We start from the raw sequence: 14,252 nt of genomic DNA, 5'->3' as shown, positions 1-14,252 counted from the left end.
GGTGAAGGGATTTACTGCACGATAATACCTTGCTAATGATTGCGCGCTTTTCATTGAAGGGCATATACATACGCCAGTCAGCCATAGGATTGAGGGATGTCTGTGGCCACTGCGTCAGTGAATCTGGATTGGGTGAGGGCATGGTGGAACTGGTGCGATTGATGAATGCCACTAGGTGGGAAGAAATCCGACTCGGTATGTATGCGTTGGGAGATCTCTCTCCTAGGTGGCGTGTGCGGGACCTGTACAGCCGGTATCTATCTGATTGGGATGGGGAGTGGTTCTATCACTTTAAAGCGGGTGGTTACGAGCATATCGAGTGGCTGGAAGTAGATACCACGTCGCCTGAGCAGACTGCAGCCGTGCAGGACGTGTTGTTACAGGTGCGGGTGCCCGGAGAGCGGATCGGGAATGCATTTCGGGTCTACGGCTATGTACCGCTCGGTAAACCGATGGACTACTTGGGGTAAACCAGCAATTGGACGGCGGTAAACGAAGTTTACCGCCGTCTGTAGTGCATAGATGTTTGAACGTATTTCACTTCAGAAAATAATAGGATGATCAGGTGATTAAAAATGTATGGGGGTTGTATTGGCTGACATGCTTATTATTTCTCTTTGCAGCGTTACCCTTATCGTTTTTCGAGATGTATTTTTTGTTTCTGAATCATGGATAGTATTGAAGCCTTCGATTTTTTATATGGTTGTAGGTGCTTTGTTATTCGTGCCTTTTAATCATCGCAAAGGTCTATTGTTTTCTCTCTGGGGTAATCGCTTAGACCTAGGTGATATAGTCTGGTGTTCTTATCGAAAGGTCATGGGGACATCTTATATTCTATACGCAGCGATATTATATGTTGTCAGTGAAACATTGCCACTAACCTACTGGGTATATACAAAAGTATATGGTAACCTATTTGTGAATTTTGTTTTATCTATTGTGGTAGGTGTGATTGTTATACAGAAAAATTATAGTTAAAGTTTAAGGTTCCAATGATATGAATTTTATAAGAGTGAAGTTTGTTTTGATGGTGTTGACGCTATATCTTAGCGCCAATCTCTTTGCTAATACAGTAGAGTCTGGTGATGATATAGCCAAAGAGATGTGTGCAAAACTGCCAGTGGTTATCAAAAAAGGTAATGAATCATACAAGGCAGGGGAATATGCCAAAGCAAGTGATTATTTTACGGAGCAGGCCTCACTAAGTGAGGGGTGTGGATATATTTATGGTAAGCCAGATCAAGCGGCGACTATTACGGCATATAACAATGTTGCACTTTCTTATATAAAGCAAGGGGAGAAGCTTAAGGCTCTGGCATGGTTGTCATTAGCCCCGAATGATAAGAAATCTAAATTCAACTACGGTCTACTTAAAAGTATGCCTGCCTCCGTTGTGCCTGATATGGTTGGAACCTATTGGCAGTATGCTGGTTTCGGAAGTTGGAATGTAGCCTCTGTAGAAAAGCAAGGCAATGACTACTTGATATCCTTGAATCTGCTCTATTTTGGGTTAATGGGACTGGTTTATGGTCCCAACATTGGGGATATCTCTCAAGTTGTGACTATGAAGGATAATGAGGGGCTGATAAAACTTACCGGTGAAGAAGGTAATTGTGAAATTTCGATAAAATTTATAGAAGAAGATCATGGTCTTCTGAGGGTTGATACAAACCAGAATAAAAATGAGTGTGGATTTGGTCACAATGTATACGCGCATGGTGAATTTATCAGAGTATCGAACAAGCCTACACCATTTGATATCGGTTACTGAGTGAAAAAAACGATTTTTTCATTATGCCTTCATGTTATTTGAGTTATTAGTTGAAATAATTATGGTTGGGGTGGGGCGCACAATGTTTTCCACGTATTTCATTTCCCCTCATCCCCAACCCTTCTCCTCCTTTTTTAATAAACAGGAGAAGGGAGGTTGGGCATCTTTTTATATCTTTCGCACCACGGGATTATCCGGCATTTGTAGGTTCGATTAGCGAAGCGTAATCGGACGGTCGCGTAATCGGACAATCGTGTAACCCGACGGTCACGTAACCCGATGATCACCTAATTGGAGGCTCCCTTGGCCGGGATTTCGACAGACCAGAGATTCGAGTGTCGAATATCCACCCCCCCAACCGCCTCTGGCTTATGGTTCGGCCTGCATATCCGGTTGGCAGCCGGGGCCCTGGGCGACCTCCTCCTTGAGCCAGTCGATAAAGCAGCGGATCCGGGCCAGTCTGGGAGAGTCGGGATCCCAGACCAGGTGGTAGTCGTTGTCGGGGTTGTAGCTCTTGGTGAAGAGGCGGGTCAGCAGGCCGCTGGCGATCAGATCCCCCGCCAGCACGTTGCGGCTCAGGGCCACCCCCTTGCCGGAGAGCACCATGTCGATCGCCAGGCTGTTGTTGTTGACCTCGAAGCGCTTGATCCGGCTCAGGTCGAGCCGATAGCCCGACTCCTGCAGCCACTTCTCCCACGAGACTCCGGCGTAGTCGGGCCCGGAGACGATGACGGTGTCGTAGAGATCCTCGATACGCTGCAGCCGCTCGGCCAGGGCCGGCGAGCAGACCGGAAAGACGCACTCCCGGATCAGCAGGCAGGAGCTCAGCTCGGGGTCGACCCGGTTGCAGTAGCGGATTGCCAGATCCATGCCACCCCGGCCTATGGGCTGCACCTGGGGGTTGGCGTTGAGGCGCACTTCGACCTCGGGGTGGCGTTCGACGAAGCGCCAGAGCCTCGGCATCAGCCAGCGGCTGGCGAAGGAGGGAATGACGGTGACGTTCAGCACCCCTGCCAGCGGTTCACACTCGAGGGCGGCCATGCCCTGCTCGAACGCCGCCATGCCCTGGCTGACCCAGGGGAGCAGGCGTGCACCCCGCTCGGTCAGGCGCATGTTGCGCCCCTCGCGAACAAACAGCTTGACCCCCAGACTCTGCTCCAGCCCCCGGATCTGCTGGCTGACCGCCGCCTGGGTGATGAACAGCTCCTCGGCGGCGCGGGAATAGCTGCCGTGGCGGGCCGCCGCCTCAAAGGTGTGCAGGGCGCCGATCTGGGCGATGTATAACTTGCGCTTATGTGTCTGGTTAGCTTTCATCGTTGGCCTTCCTGGCCCGGATTAATAACACTCGACGTCCAATCAAACGGCGAAATCAAGGCGAGGTTATCATGGAAACGGCAGGAAGCAATCTGATCGAATCGATCATGAAAATATTGACCAGAAGGGCCGACAAGACCCGCACATTCAAGCAGGAGAATATGCCAGACTGGTTGCGACACGATATGGGGTTGCACGATGATGACAATCAAAAGCAGCATCATGCCAGAGACAGGATTAAATATTGAGACGCTGTTTTTGGTACCGCCTGCCAAGTTAATATTTATTTTTCTGAATATGATATTGAGTGGCGCTGGTGTCACCCTGTCTGAGATATGGTATTGCGCCTCAGGTGATATGATCTGGCGATTGGTAGTCCCGTATATATTTCTGCTTGAGACCCGCATCAATCAATCTGGTGCGAAGGTGGTGGTTGAACGAAGTCCAACGTTTGCTGTTAAATCTCTTTTGCCTTCCCCTCATCCCCGACCCTTCTCCCGCAAGGGGAGAAGGGAGCAAATACGCTGTCCGATTACGCTTCGCTAATCGAACCTACTTGGTTGGCTATTTTTGCCATCAACCGAATCAACATGGCTGGCGATCATATCTTCGATGCTGCTTTATCCCCTCTCCCGTTGGGAGAGGGCAGGGTGAGGGGAGCATTCAGGTATTAGATGGTCAGCTCCAGCCGGTTGCCTTCCGGGTCGAGAAAGGTGCTCTCGTAATAGCCGTCGCCAGTCCAGCGGGGGCCGTCCAGGTGTTTGACCTCGGCGCCCTTGAGCAGCTTGAGGCGGGCGGTCATCTTGTCCACCGCCTCCACACTGCCGAGGGAGAAGGCTATATGGGCCAGCCCCTGCAGCGGGTGCGGTAGGCGCAGATCCGCCGGAAATAGTATGGGGGTGTGCATCAGCTCCAGGCTGGCGCCCCCCTCGAAGCGCACGAAGTAGGAGCTGAACTGTTTGCTTGGATTGTGGTAGCGCTCATTGGCCTGCCCGCCAAACAGGGTGCAGTAGAATGTTGTGAGCGCCTCGAGATCCTGCGCCCAGATGGCGACGTGATGGATATGCATGGCTGGTCTCCTGTGACTTGATGCCCTTAATGCTATGCTGGGGCCTGCCCCTTCGACATGGCTGAGTCCGTCCTGATGATGTCTGAAACTGCCAACACCGAGCTTATCGATGTCTCCCCCGACTGCCGCGAGCAGATCTGCTGTGACAGCCTGCTGCCGGCCCTCGCGCAGGAGCAGGTGTGGCTGGCGGGCTATTCCCGCCTCAAGACCCGCTACCGCATTGCGCGCCGCTTTGCCGATATGCACTGCTTTTTGCTGACCCTGGGGGGCGAGGGGGAGGTGCAGGTGGGCGATCGCATGGCGCGGCTGCAGGTGGGTGAGTGGGCGCTGATCCCGGCCGGGGAGCCGCTCTGTTATCAGTTGAGAGAGCAGCTTAGTGAGCAGCTGAGTGAGCCGATTAGTGAGCAGTTGAGAGAGCCACCGAGCGAGCCGTTGAGCCAGCTGTCGAGCGAGTGGGAGCTGGTGTGGCTGCTGCTGCACAAGGACTCCCCCTGGGATGCCTTCGCCAGCCAATCCCGGCTCGGTTGCACCTCCCAGCAGGCCACTCTGCTGCGCACCATCGAGAACCTCTATGCGGAGCAGGAGCGCCGTCAGGACCCGCTGCTCAGCGCCCTGCTGGTAGAGCAGCTCGGCTTCTATCTGCGCCGTCTGTTGCAGAAGGGGGAGGGACAGCGGCGCGGCGAGCGGCTGGCGCTGCGCCTCGAGCTGCTGCTCAAGGAGGCGCTGGCCGAGCCCTGGGACATAGCGCGCATGGCCGGCGCCCTGCATCTCTCCGAGCGCCAGCTCTACCGGCTCTGCCAGCAGCACTTCGCGCTGGCGCCCATGGCGCTGCTGCAACGGCTGCGCTTGCAGCGGGCTGCGCTGTTGCTGGCCAGTCGGGCCGATTCGGTCAAGCTGCTGGCCGAGCAGTGCGGCTTTCGCAACGAGTACCACTTCTCCACCGCCTTCAAACGGCTGCACGGGCTGGCGCCCAGCCACTATCGCCACCGGCATCATCCCGCCTTTAAAACCGGAAAAGGCTAGTGTATTGAGTCACACTGGTTGCTACTGTTGTTCAGACGAACCTGATTGCGGCCGATAACCGGAGACGGGCCATGAGCCGGCTGGCCGCGACAGAGTTGGGCTTCATGGGAGTCGTCTCCCCATAATCGTTTTTCTTCAATCAGATTGCATTTCCCGCAGTTGGGGGTGAGAGGGCAAGGATGGTCTCTATGCTGCAAGACAGTGACACGATCAGGATCTCGGACGTCAGCGAAGCCGTGGTGCACGGCATCCTGGCGGTGGTGAGCGACGGTATCTGGGACTGGAACGCCAACACCGGGTTCGTCTATCGCAATCCCGGCTGGTACCGGATGCTGGGCTACGAGCCCCACACCCTCGGCAACACTGTCTTCACCTGGGAGAGCGTGATCCATCCCGACGACATGGAGCAGGTGATGGCCTGCTTCGACGCCTACCTGAGCGGCGCCGCCCCCGACTACCGGGTCGAGTATCGCTGCCGCAGCCGCGGCGGCGACTACATCTGGATCGAGGATTGCGGCCGCATCATAGCCCGCAACCCGGACGGTTCTGTGGCCCGGATGATCGGCGCTCACCGCAACATCCACGCCCAGAAGCTGCTGCTGGAGCAGCTGGAGCGGCGCAACCACACCCTGGAGCAGCAGATCGCCTTGCGCACCGCCGAGCTGGTGCGGCTCAACGAGGCGCTGCAGCAGAAGGCGGAGGAGAATCGCCAGCTGGCGGAAACCGACGCCCTGACCGGTGCCGCCAGTCGCTACCGGCTGGAGCGCACCATTCGGCAGGAGTGCGAGCGGGCCAAGCGTTTTCAGCAACCCTTCTCCGTCATCGCCATGGATGTGGACGACTTCAAGCAGATCAACGACAGCCACGGTCACCAAGCGGGGGATCAGACCCTGATCAACATAGTGGCGCTGGTGCGCAGCCACATTCGCGAAATAGACCTGATTGCCCGCTGGGGCGGGGACGAGTTCATGGTGGTGCTGCCCAATACCGGCCTGGCCGATGGCTGGCGGGTGGCCGACAAGCTGCGGCAGTTGCTGATGGAGACGCCGGTGTGCGAGCACTTTCCCATCACCATGAGCTTCGGGCTGGCCGAGTACCGGCCGGACGAGAGCATGGGTCAGCTGATGGTCAGAATGGATCGGGCCCTCTATCAGGCCAAGCAGACGGGCAAGAACCAGATCTGCCAGTAGCCGGCCGCCCCGCCAGGCCGCTGGCTGCCGAATGGTGCTAATCCTTCCCCCCGAATGCGTCTTGACCTCAGCCTCATCTTGACTCCGTACGGGTACGCTGGTCTGATGCGCGCTCTTTAAACCCCGTGAGACATGAAACGATGAAAAAGAGCATCCTGGTTGCCCTGACTGCACTGCCCCTGATGGCCAACGCCGGCCTGATGGACTCCCTGACCGACACAGTGACCAGCAGCGTGACCAGCACTGCCAAAGAGATGGCCGGCACCGCCATGGACAGCGCCTCCAACGAAGCAGTCAAGAAGGCGCTGGACATCAAGGAAGGCGGCTCCAACAAGCAGGCCATCAAAGAGAAGCTGGGCGCACCGGCCAGCACCAAGACCGAAGCCGGTCTGGAAGTGTGGAGCTATGATCTGGGCGCTCTGAACAAGGTCTCCCCCATGCTGGCAGAGACCTCCAAGAGCCTGTTCAAGGAGTCCGAAGTGGCCCAGAAAACCGTGCTCATCAAGTTCGAAGGCGAAACCGTCAAGACCCTGAACCTGGCCGACAAGACCAAGGCCTGAGTCTGAACGACGTGCATGAAAAAAGGGGCCTGCGGGCCCCTTTTTGCTGCTTTCGAATTACTGGTGCGCTTCGGCGAACTGCTTCATCGCTTCGGCGTGCTTGGTCATGCCGTCGGCACGCAGATTCAGGTTTTTCACGAACTCGGCCTTCTTGGCCGGATCTTCGATCTTGTCGTAACGCTGCTGCAGGTGAGTCTGGATTTGCTCCGGGGTCATGTTCTGCATGCGGGCCATCTTGTCGTGGCGGCCGCCATGGTGCTTGCCGCCCATCATGCCGCTGCCGTCCATCGGGCAGTCGGTCATCATGCCGGGCTGGGCCGTGCTGACGGCTTCGCTGGCGGCATAGGCGCCAAGCGGCAGGCCAAGGATCAGGGTGGCGGTCAGCAGAGTCTTGGTCAGTTTTTTCATGGTCTATCTCCTTGCGGATTGAGTTCGGGGTCGGCTTGCTCGCCTTGACCCTGATTACACACCAGACAGGTGTCTGAACTTTGCCAGTTGAAGCCTATTTTGTAGCAGAGTGTGACACCATGACCCTGTACCGGACATTGACCGGGCCCATGCTGGGCGGGAAATAAAAATACCCCGTCAGCGTTGGTCGCTGGCGGGGTATTTTTCCGGATGTGCGGGCTTAGCGCTGGCGACCGCTACCGACGCTGTAGGGCATCCGATAGCTGCTGCTCTCACCATCCAGGCTGAGGATCAGGTCACCCTGGGCCCGCATTGGCAGGCGCACCTGCTGCATGCCGTTCAGCCGGGCAGGGACCCGCTTGATCAGATCGCCGGCGGCATTGTGGACCTCCAGGGTCGGATGGGCATCGCCGCTGCTGGCGGTGTCGTGCCAGTTGACGAACAGCAGGCCGGGGGCAACGCTGACGTCGGCCGGCAGGGCTGCCTGGGCCAGCCCGGTGTGGGCCAGTCCGGCCAGCATGAACAGGGCCATGGTCTTGTTGATCATGAGTCGATTCTCCTTGATGAGATGCCGCAGGGGCGGCGGGAAGGTCAGGGTGCGCACCGGAGGGGGCGCATCATGACGAAGGGGGCTCGGTCGCCTGGTCGGCGGGCACGCCGGTATCGTCTGCTGCCGCGTCGACGGCGCCGGCTTGCACCGGGTCGGTCTGGCCGGATGTGCGCCTTGCCTGTCTGGCAAGGGCTTCGCTGGCGGCAAAGGCCAGCAGCAAGGGGGTGGTGAGGGCCAGCATGGCCTGTCTGCTCCTGCAACCGATGGGGTGGTCACAGTAAACAGCCGGTCTGTGTCTCAACTTTGCCGAGCGGCCGCTTTTTTGTAGCAGAGTGTGGCATCTTGCTGATCTGGCACACTTTGACACAAACCGCCCGGCGGATTTTCGTATACTCGTGCCAGCTCTAACAGGAGGTCCCCATGAATCAAAACAGCACCCACATTCTGGTGGTCGACGATCACAGCGAGATCCGCGATCTGCTGAAGCGTTTTCTGGAACAGCACGGCCTGCGGGTCAGCTGTGCCCGCGATGGCAAGGAGATGAAGCGGCTGCTGGAGGAGCGGGAGTTCGATCTGCTGGTGCTGGATCTAATGATGCCGGGAGAAGACGGCCTGACCCTCTGCCGCGAGCTGCGGGCCAAGTCCAGCCTGCCCATCATCATGCTTACCGCCATGGGGGAGGAGACCGACCGCATCATAGGGCTGGAGATGGGGGCCGACGACTACCTCGCCAAGCCGTTCAATCCGCGCGAGCTGCTGGCCCGCATCAAGGCGGTGATGCGCCGCACCCAGGTCGAGCCGCAGCCGGTGGCCGAGGCCTTGACCCGGGATCTGCGCTTCGATCGCTGGCTGCTCGACATCAACCGGCGCGAGCTGGTTGATGAGGAAGGGGTGGGGCTGAGCCTCTCTACCGCCGAATTCGACCTGCTGCGGGTCTTTCTGGAGCGGCCGCAGCGGGTGCTGAGCCGGGATCAGCTGCTGGATCTGGCCCGCGGCCGCGAGGCGGTGGCGTTCGACCGTGCCATCGACACCCTGGTGAGCCGGCTGCGGCGCAAGCTGGAGCGGGATCCCAAGAATCCGGAGCTTATCAAGACCATCTGGGGCGGCGGTTACCTGTTCGCCGCCGATGTGACTCAGGTATAAGGCGGTGGGGATGTTAAGACGCGGCTGGTCGAAGCTGTGGCCCAAGGGGCTGACGGGCCAGATCATCCTGGTGGCGCTGGCCGGGCTGGTGCTGATCCAGCTGCTCAGCATCCAGATCTATCGCACCGATCGGGAGGAGGCGCTCGGCTACGTCAACAGCCGCAACGCCATGCAGCGCATCGTCTCGGTGGTGCGGCTGCTGGCCCTCTCGCCCCCCTCCCTCTATGACGAGATCCTCAAGGCGAGCCGCAGCGAGACCCTGCTGCTGCGCATCGCCGACGAGCCGCTGCAGCCGGACAACCGCAGTCCCCGCTTCGAGCAGCTGGTGCGCTCCCGGCTGGGTTACCCCTCGACCCTGATGGTGGAGATCAGCGCCGAGCTCAAGCAGGATGCCCAGCGCAGCCGGGCCTGGCAGCACCACAACCGGATGATGAAGGACCGCAAGGGGGGGCCGCCGCCGCAGGACATGCGGCTGTACGGCTCCATCCAGCTGCCGCGCGGCGGCTGGCTGCAGTTCAGCTCGCTGGTGGACAAGGAGTCGGCCAGCTGGTCCTGGCAGACCACCTTCAACCTGATGCTGGTGGCGAGTCTGGTGATCGGCATGATGATCTGGCTGTTCCGCCGCGCCACCCGGCCGCTCAAGCAGCTGGCCGCCAACGCGGACAGGCTCGGCCGCGGCGAGGACATAGAGCCGCTGCGGGAGGAGGGGCCGACCGAGGTGCGCGAGTCCATCCAGGCCTTCAACCGCATGCACACCCGGCTCGATCGCTTCGTGCAGGACAGAACCCGCATGCTGGCGGCCATCTCCCACGATCTGCGTACCCCCATCACCAGCCTGCGGCTGCGCACCGAATTTCTGGACGAGGGGGAGGACAAGGAGCGGATCCAGCAGACCCTGCAACAGATGGAGCAGATGCTGGCGGCCACCCTCAGCTTTGCCAGGGAGGAGGGGCAGCAGGAGGCGACCCGGGAGCTGGACCTGGTCAGCCTGCTGGAGAGCCTGTGCGACGACTATGCCGACACAGGTCAGCCGGTTACCTGTCTGGCAGAGGGCAAGCAGGTCTACGCCTGCCGCGCCAACACCCTGCGCCGGGTGCTGCAAAACCTCATCGGCAACGCCATCAAGTACGCCGGCAGTGCCGAGGTGTCGCTGGAACGCACCGACAGCGAGCTGGTGATCCGGGTCTGCGATCAGGGGCCCGGCATCGATCCGGCCCGGCTGGAGGATGTATTCAAGCCGTTCGTGCGTCTCGACGAGGCCCGCAACACCGAATCCGGCAGCGTGGGGCTGGGGCTCTCCATCGCCCGCACCCTGGTGCACCAGCACGGCGGCGAGCTGACCCTGCACAACCGGGAGCAGGGCGGGCTGGAAGCGCGCATCAGCCTGCCGCTGTGAGGGGCGAACGAGTCGATGGAAAGGGCGCCTGCGGGTGCCCTTTTCGTTTTTGGTCTTGCACTGGTCCGGCCGGCATCACGCTCGTTTCATACTCGCTCATGCTTGTTCTCCTATGCTGAAGATGGTGATAATCGATGGCCGCGCAGACGGCCAAACAGCAGGGTCGGTACAGGGATGGCAGGTGAGTCGGGAGTCAGGTGGCGAGTCGGATACGGGTGGTGGCTGCTGCTCTGTGCGCTGGTATTGCCGGCATGGGCGAACACAGCGCCCAAACCGCTCATCGTAGCCAACTCCAAGGCCTGGCAGCCCTTCTCCTATCTCAATGAAGCGGGTCAGCCCGATGGCCTGTTGATCGATCTGTGGCGCGAGTATGGTCGCGTCACCGGTCGCCCCATCCAGTTCAAGCTGGTGGACTGGCAGAGCTCGCTGGATCTGGTTCGCAACGGCCAGGCCGATGTCCATGGCGGCCTGCTCTGGTCGCCGGAGCGCAATATGGTCTACGACTATGGCCAGGCCCTCTCCCACCTCGACGCCCAGCTCTTCTTCGCCAACTCTCTGCGCGGTTCGGACGTGAACTACTACCTGCTGCACGAGAGCGTGGGGGTGGTGGCGGGAGGGTTCGAGGAGTACTACGCCCGCAAGAACTTCCCGCGCACCCGGCTGCGCACCTTCGATGACAACGACGCCATGCTGCGCGCTGCCTTGAACGGCGAACTGGAAGCCTTCATCGCCGACCTGCAGGTGGCCAACTTCTACATCTACACCGCGGCGGATCCCACCCGCTTCATCCCGGTGCGCCACCTCTACAGCGATGACGTCCGCTTTGCCGTCGCCAAGGGCAATCAGGCGCTGCTGCAGGAGCTGGAGCAGGGTTTCACCCGCATCGGCGAGGCGGATCGGGAGCGGATCATCCGCAAGTGGATGCATATCGAGACCGTCTACCCGGCACATCTCTGGCCCTGGCTGCTGGCCGTCGGCGGCCTGGTGCTGATGGCCTACATCATCCAGCTGCGGCGGGCGGTGGCGAGCCGTACCGCCGAGCTTATCCAGGCCAACGCCAGGCTGGAGCGTCTCGCCAGCACCGACTCCATGACCGGCATCCTCAACCGGCGCGCCTTCTTGCCGCTGCTGGAACAACGACTGACCAGCGGCGAGGCGTGTGCCCTGCTGCTGTTCGATCTCGATCGCTTCAAGGGGATCAACGATCACTTCGGGCACGGGGTCGGCGACGAGGTGCTGTCGGCCATGGTGGAGCGCGTGCAGCGGGTGTTGCCCGCCAGCGCCCTGTTCGCCCGCATCGGCGGCGAGGAGTTCTGCATCAGTCTGCTGGTGGCCGACATGGCGACGCTGCAGCAGTGGGCCGAGCGGATCGGGCGGGAGGTCAATGGCCGCAAGCTGTCGACCAGCGCCGGGGAGCTTGGCATCTCCATCAGCACGGGGGCGGTGTGGGTGCCGGCAGAGGTGAGGGCGGAGGGCCGACGAGTGCTGCTGCAGGCGGATCAGCTGATGTATGGCGCCAAGTCGCTGGGGCGCAACACCTGGCAGGCGGCAAGCTATGTGAAAGAGATGGCAGACGAGGCGGGGCAATAGAAAACCGCCGCCCAGGGTGGGCGGCGGCGGGTCATCAGAAGTTGTAGGTCATGCCCAGGGTGTAGCGGCGACCATCCAGCACGGTGCCGAAGCTGCTGTAGTCCACCGTCTTGTCGAACAGGTTGTAGACGCCTGCGGTGACGTTCAGATGTTCGTTGGCCTTGTAGACCAGACCCGTGTCGAAGAAGGTGTAGGAAGGGGTGCCGTCGGCCATTCTGACCCGGCTCAGGTAGTCCGAGGTCTTGCTGCGGAAATTGACCCGTGACCAGAGGCTGACGTCATCGGTACTCTTCCAGTCGACCGTGGTGTTGAACATGTGGCGCGGCATCTGGTTAAGCGCCTTGCCCTCGTTCGGACCGCTCTTCTGCTCGGACTGGGTGAAGGTGTAGCTGGAGGCCAGCGACCACTTTTCGTTGATGGCCCAGTTGGCCGTGCCTTCCACCCCGCGCATGTTCGCCTTGTCGACGTTGATGCGGTCGCTGATGAAGTCATAGGTGTGACCGTTCAGGGTGCAGGAGGGGTCATCCTTGCTGGTGCAGCGGCGGATCTCGGAGATCTTGTCCTCGAAGTCGGTATTGAACAGGGTCAGCCCTGTGCTCAGCCCCTCCTGACCATCCCACAGCAGGGCGATCTCCTGGCTCACGCTGGTTTCCGGTTTGAGCTGCGGGTTGCCAACCAGCATGCCGTCCTGGGTGCCGCCGCCGGTGGCCTGGCCCCAGTTGGCGGCCGACATGCGCAGATCCGGTGAGCGGTAACCGGTGGAGACGCCACCCTTCAGGGTCCAGAATTCGGCCGGGTGCCAGACCCCGTACAGACGCGGGCTCCAGTGGGTGCCGTAGTTCTGGTCACGGTCCATCCGCACGCCGCCGGTGAGGGCGAAGCTGTCGGTCAGCGACCACTCGTCTTCCACGAACAGGGCCCAGCTCCAGCGGGTCAGCTGATTGGCACGGTTGGCCACGTTGAGCTGGTTGCCCTCATCCTGCAGATCCTCGTGACGGTATTGACCGCCCACGCTCAGGTAGTGAGCCCCCAGTTCGAACTGGGTATGGGTGTCGGCGATGGTGTTGATGAGCTTCATCTGACGGCCGGGGTTGGTGTTCTCTTCCCGCTGCAGGTAGCTGGTGGAAGAGCCAAAGTCATAACGACCGTCGTGGGTGATGGCGTAGTTGGTGCGCCCGTAGGTGTTCAGGCTGGGCTTGGCCTTGGCTGCTAGAGAGTCGCCCGGGGTCCGGTTGCGATCCTGCAGGCCGCGACTGGCCTCGAAGTCAAAGCGGTTGTGCTCGTCCGGCGTCAGACTGAACACCACAGTGCCGCTGCGCATCTCCTGCTCGGCGAACCCGTTCTGGAACTGATCCTCGCCGCGGTGGGAGAGCAGACCGTTCACTCGCACCCCCAGCAGGCCATCCACCAGGGCGCCAGCGGTGTAGGCGTTGCTCTGGAAGATGTTGCCGGAGTCCTTGTTCTCCTGGAAGGTGGAGTCGGCTTGCACCGAGCCCTGCCAGGCCGTCATGCTGGCGGTCTTGCGGGTGATGATGTTGATGACGCCGCCCATGGCGTCGGAGCCGTAACGGGAGGACATGGGGCCGCGCACCACCTCGATCCGCTCGATGGCCTGCAGCGGCGGCAGCCAGCCCTGCTCGATGCCGGGGCCGTCGCTGTTGGGACGGGTGCCGCGGCTGTCGACCCGCTTGCCGTCGACCAGCATCAGTGTGTACTTGGAGCTCATGCCGCGAATGCTGATGTCACTGCTGCTGCCGCCGCCGGTGATCACTACCCCCGGCACGTCCTTCAGGGCGTCGGTCACGTCACGGTAGGCGCGTTTCTCCAGTTGCTCGCGCGTCACCACCGAGATGGAGGCGGCGGTGTTCTCGATCTTCTGCTGGAAGCCGGAGGCGGTCACCACCATGACCTCCTGTTCGGCGGCATGGGCGTTGGCGGCGAGGACGGCGAGAATGAGCATGGTCAGCTTGTTGCGGTGCATTGTTATCATGTTGGCCTGAACTCTTTTTTAGTAAGAAGATGCATTCATCCTTTGGGTGAATCGATGGGGGGTCTCGCCGCATCCCGCGTGAAACCCGGACCAGGCAGGTTCAATCGAATAGTGATCCCGGCGGTCGGCAGGCATTGTAGTGATCACTGATGACTGTGTAAATGATAATTAATCTCATTAATATTGTGCGGTTATCCTCTCGCCAGCAGAGAAGCGGAGGTATGCAAGGATGGGAGCAGGGGGGGGAT

The 14,252-nt window shown here is 60.1% G+C and carries 16 protein-coding genes; 9 read left to right on the top strand and 7 right to left on the bottom strand.

Features of this window, described 5'->3' with window-relative positions:
* Positions 1-140 precede the first annotated feature (140 nt).
* The 3 genes from BN1143_RS07425 (at position 141) to BN1143_RS22350 (ending at position 1,771) form a co-directional block, all read left to right on the top strand.
* The gene (locus tag BN1143_RS07425; RefSeq protein WP_231570563.1) at positions 141-470 is read left to right on the top strand and encodes a DUF6678 family protein; all 330 of its coding nucleotides are present in this window, start codon (positions 141-143) and stop codon (positions 468-470) included.
* A 109-nt stretch (positions 471-579) separates the two neighbouring features.
* A complete protein-coding gene (locus BN1143_RS22925) occupies positions 580-978 on the top strand; it encodes a septation protein IspZ (protein WP_080631444.1) in 399 nt (132 codons plus the stop codon).
* Between the two features lie 19 nt (positions 979-997).
* Positions 998-1,771 (top strand): tetratricopeptide repeat protein, encoded by a 774-nt coding sequence (locus BN1143_RS22350; RefSeq protein WP_156141290.1) that lies wholly within the window; start codon positions 998-1,000, stop codon positions 1,769-1,771.
* 369 nt (positions 1,772-2,140) lie between these two features.
* On the opposite strand, the gene BN1143_RS07415 is transcribed toward BN1143_RS22350, so the two are convergent.
* The 3 genes from BN1143_RS07415 to BN1143_RS07410 form a co-directional block, all read right to left on the bottom strand.
* Positions 2,141-3,085 (bottom strand): LysR substrate-binding domain-containing protein, encoded by a 945-nt coding sequence (locus tag BN1143_RS07415; protein ID WP_052444027.1) that lies wholly within the window; start codon positions 3,083-3,085, stop codon positions 2,141-2,143.
* Complete coding sequence (locus BN1143_RS22345; RefSeq protein ID WP_156141289.1) at positions 3,082-3,360, bottom strand: hypothetical protein; 279 nt, start codon at positions 3,358-3,360, stop codon at positions 3,082-3,084. Before BN1143_RS22345 ends, BN1143_RS07415 begins: the two co-directional genes overlap by 4 nt.
* A 395-nt stretch (positions 3,361-3,755) precedes the next feature.
* A complete protein-coding gene (locus BN1143_RS07410; RefSeq protein WP_010635883.1) occupies positions 3,756-4,154 on the bottom strand; it encodes a VOC family protein in 399 nt (132 codons plus the stop codon).
* A 75-nt stretch (positions 4,155-4,229) separates the two neighbouring features.
* Here BN1143_RS07410 and BN1143_RS07405 point away from each other — a divergent pair, with 75 nt between their 5' ends.
* From BN1143_RS07405 to BN1143_RS07395, 3 genes are all read left to right on the top strand, one after another.
* Complete coding sequence (locus tag BN1143_RS07405; RefSeq protein WP_042050152.1) at positions 4,230-5,177, top strand: AraC family transcriptional regulator; 948 nt, start codon at positions 4,230-4,232, stop codon at positions 5,175-5,177.
* Between the two features lie 188 nt (positions 5,178-5,365).
* On the top strand, positions 5,366-6,367 hold the full coding sequence (locus tag BN1143_RS07400) for a sensor domain-containing diguanylate cyclase (protein WP_042050151.1): 1,002 nt from the start codon (positions 5,366-5,368) through the stop codon (positions 6,365-6,367).
* Positions 6,368-6,507: 140 nt separating this feature from the next.
* On the top strand, positions 6,508-6,927 hold the full coding sequence (locus BN1143_RS07395; RefSeq protein ID WP_042050149.1) for a hypothetical protein: 420 nt from the start codon (positions 6,508-6,510) through the stop codon (positions 6,925-6,927).
* Positions 6,928-6,984: 57 nt separating this feature from the next.
* Here the strand turns inward: BN1143_RS07395 and BN1143_RS07390 are convergent, their stop codons facing one another.
* The 3 genes from BN1143_RS07390 to BN1143_RS22610 form a co-directional block, all read right to left on the bottom strand.
* The gene (locus tag BN1143_RS07390; protein WP_010635886.1) at positions 6,985-7,335 is read right to left on the bottom strand and encodes a hypothetical protein; all 351 of its coding nucleotides are present in this window, start codon (positions 7,333-7,335) and stop codon (positions 6,985-6,987) included.
* A 220-nt stretch (positions 7,336-7,555) separates the two neighbouring features.
* Positions 7,556-7,882 (bottom strand): hypothetical protein, encoded by a 327-nt coding sequence (locus BN1143_RS07385; RefSeq protein WP_042050178.1) that lies wholly within the window; start codon positions 7,880-7,882, stop codon positions 7,556-7,558.
* A gap of 70 nt (positions 7,883-7,952) precedes the next feature.
* A complete protein-coding gene (locus BN1143_RS22610; RefSeq protein ID WP_005306098.1) occupies positions 7,953-8,126 on the bottom strand; it encodes a hypothetical protein in 174 nt (57 codons plus the stop codon).
* Between the two features lie 179 nt (positions 8,127-8,305).
* On the opposite strand from BN1143_RS22610, the gene BN1143_RS07380 reads away from it, so the two are divergent.
* From BN1143_RS07380 to BN1143_RS07370, 3 genes are all read left to right on the top strand, one after another.
* Positions 8,306-9,028: a response regulator gene (locus BN1143_RS07380; protein ID WP_005306095.1), complete on the top strand. Its 723-nt coding sequence runs from the start codon at positions 8,306-8,308 to the stop codon at positions 9,026-9,028.
* Positions 9,029-9,038: 10 nt separating this feature from the next.
* Complete coding sequence (locus BN1143_RS07375; protein WP_042006068.1) at positions 9,039-10,424, top strand: ATP-binding protein; 1,386 nt, start codon at positions 9,039-9,041, stop codon at positions 10,422-10,424.
* 102 nt (positions 10,425-10,526) lie between these two features.
* The gene (locus BN1143_RS07370; RefSeq protein WP_082038475.1) at positions 10,527-12,014 is read left to right on the top strand and encodes a transporter substrate-binding domain-containing diguanylate cyclase; all 1,488 of its coding nucleotides are present in this window, start codon (positions 10,527-10,529) and stop codon (positions 12,012-12,014) included.
* 34 nt (positions 12,015-12,048) lie between these two features.
* Here the strand turns inward: BN1143_RS07370 and BN1143_RS07365 are convergent, their stop codons facing one another.
* Positions 12,049-13,995 carry a ligand-gated channel protein gene (locus BN1143_RS07365; RefSeq protein ID WP_042050146.1) on the bottom strand — a complete coding sequence of 649 codons (1,947 nt, stop codon included), beginning with the start codon at positions 13,993-13,995 and terminating at the stop codon, positions 12,049-12,051.
* Between the last annotated feature and the right edge of the window lie 257 nt (positions 13,996-14,252).

It is taken from the genome of Aeromonas dhakensis (assembly GCF_000820305.1).
GTDB lineage: Bacteria > Pseudomonadota > Gammaproteobacteria > Enterobacterales > Aeromonadaceae > Aeromonas > Aeromonas dhakensis.
This window is presented reverse-complemented; position numbering and strand designations above follow the sequence as displayed.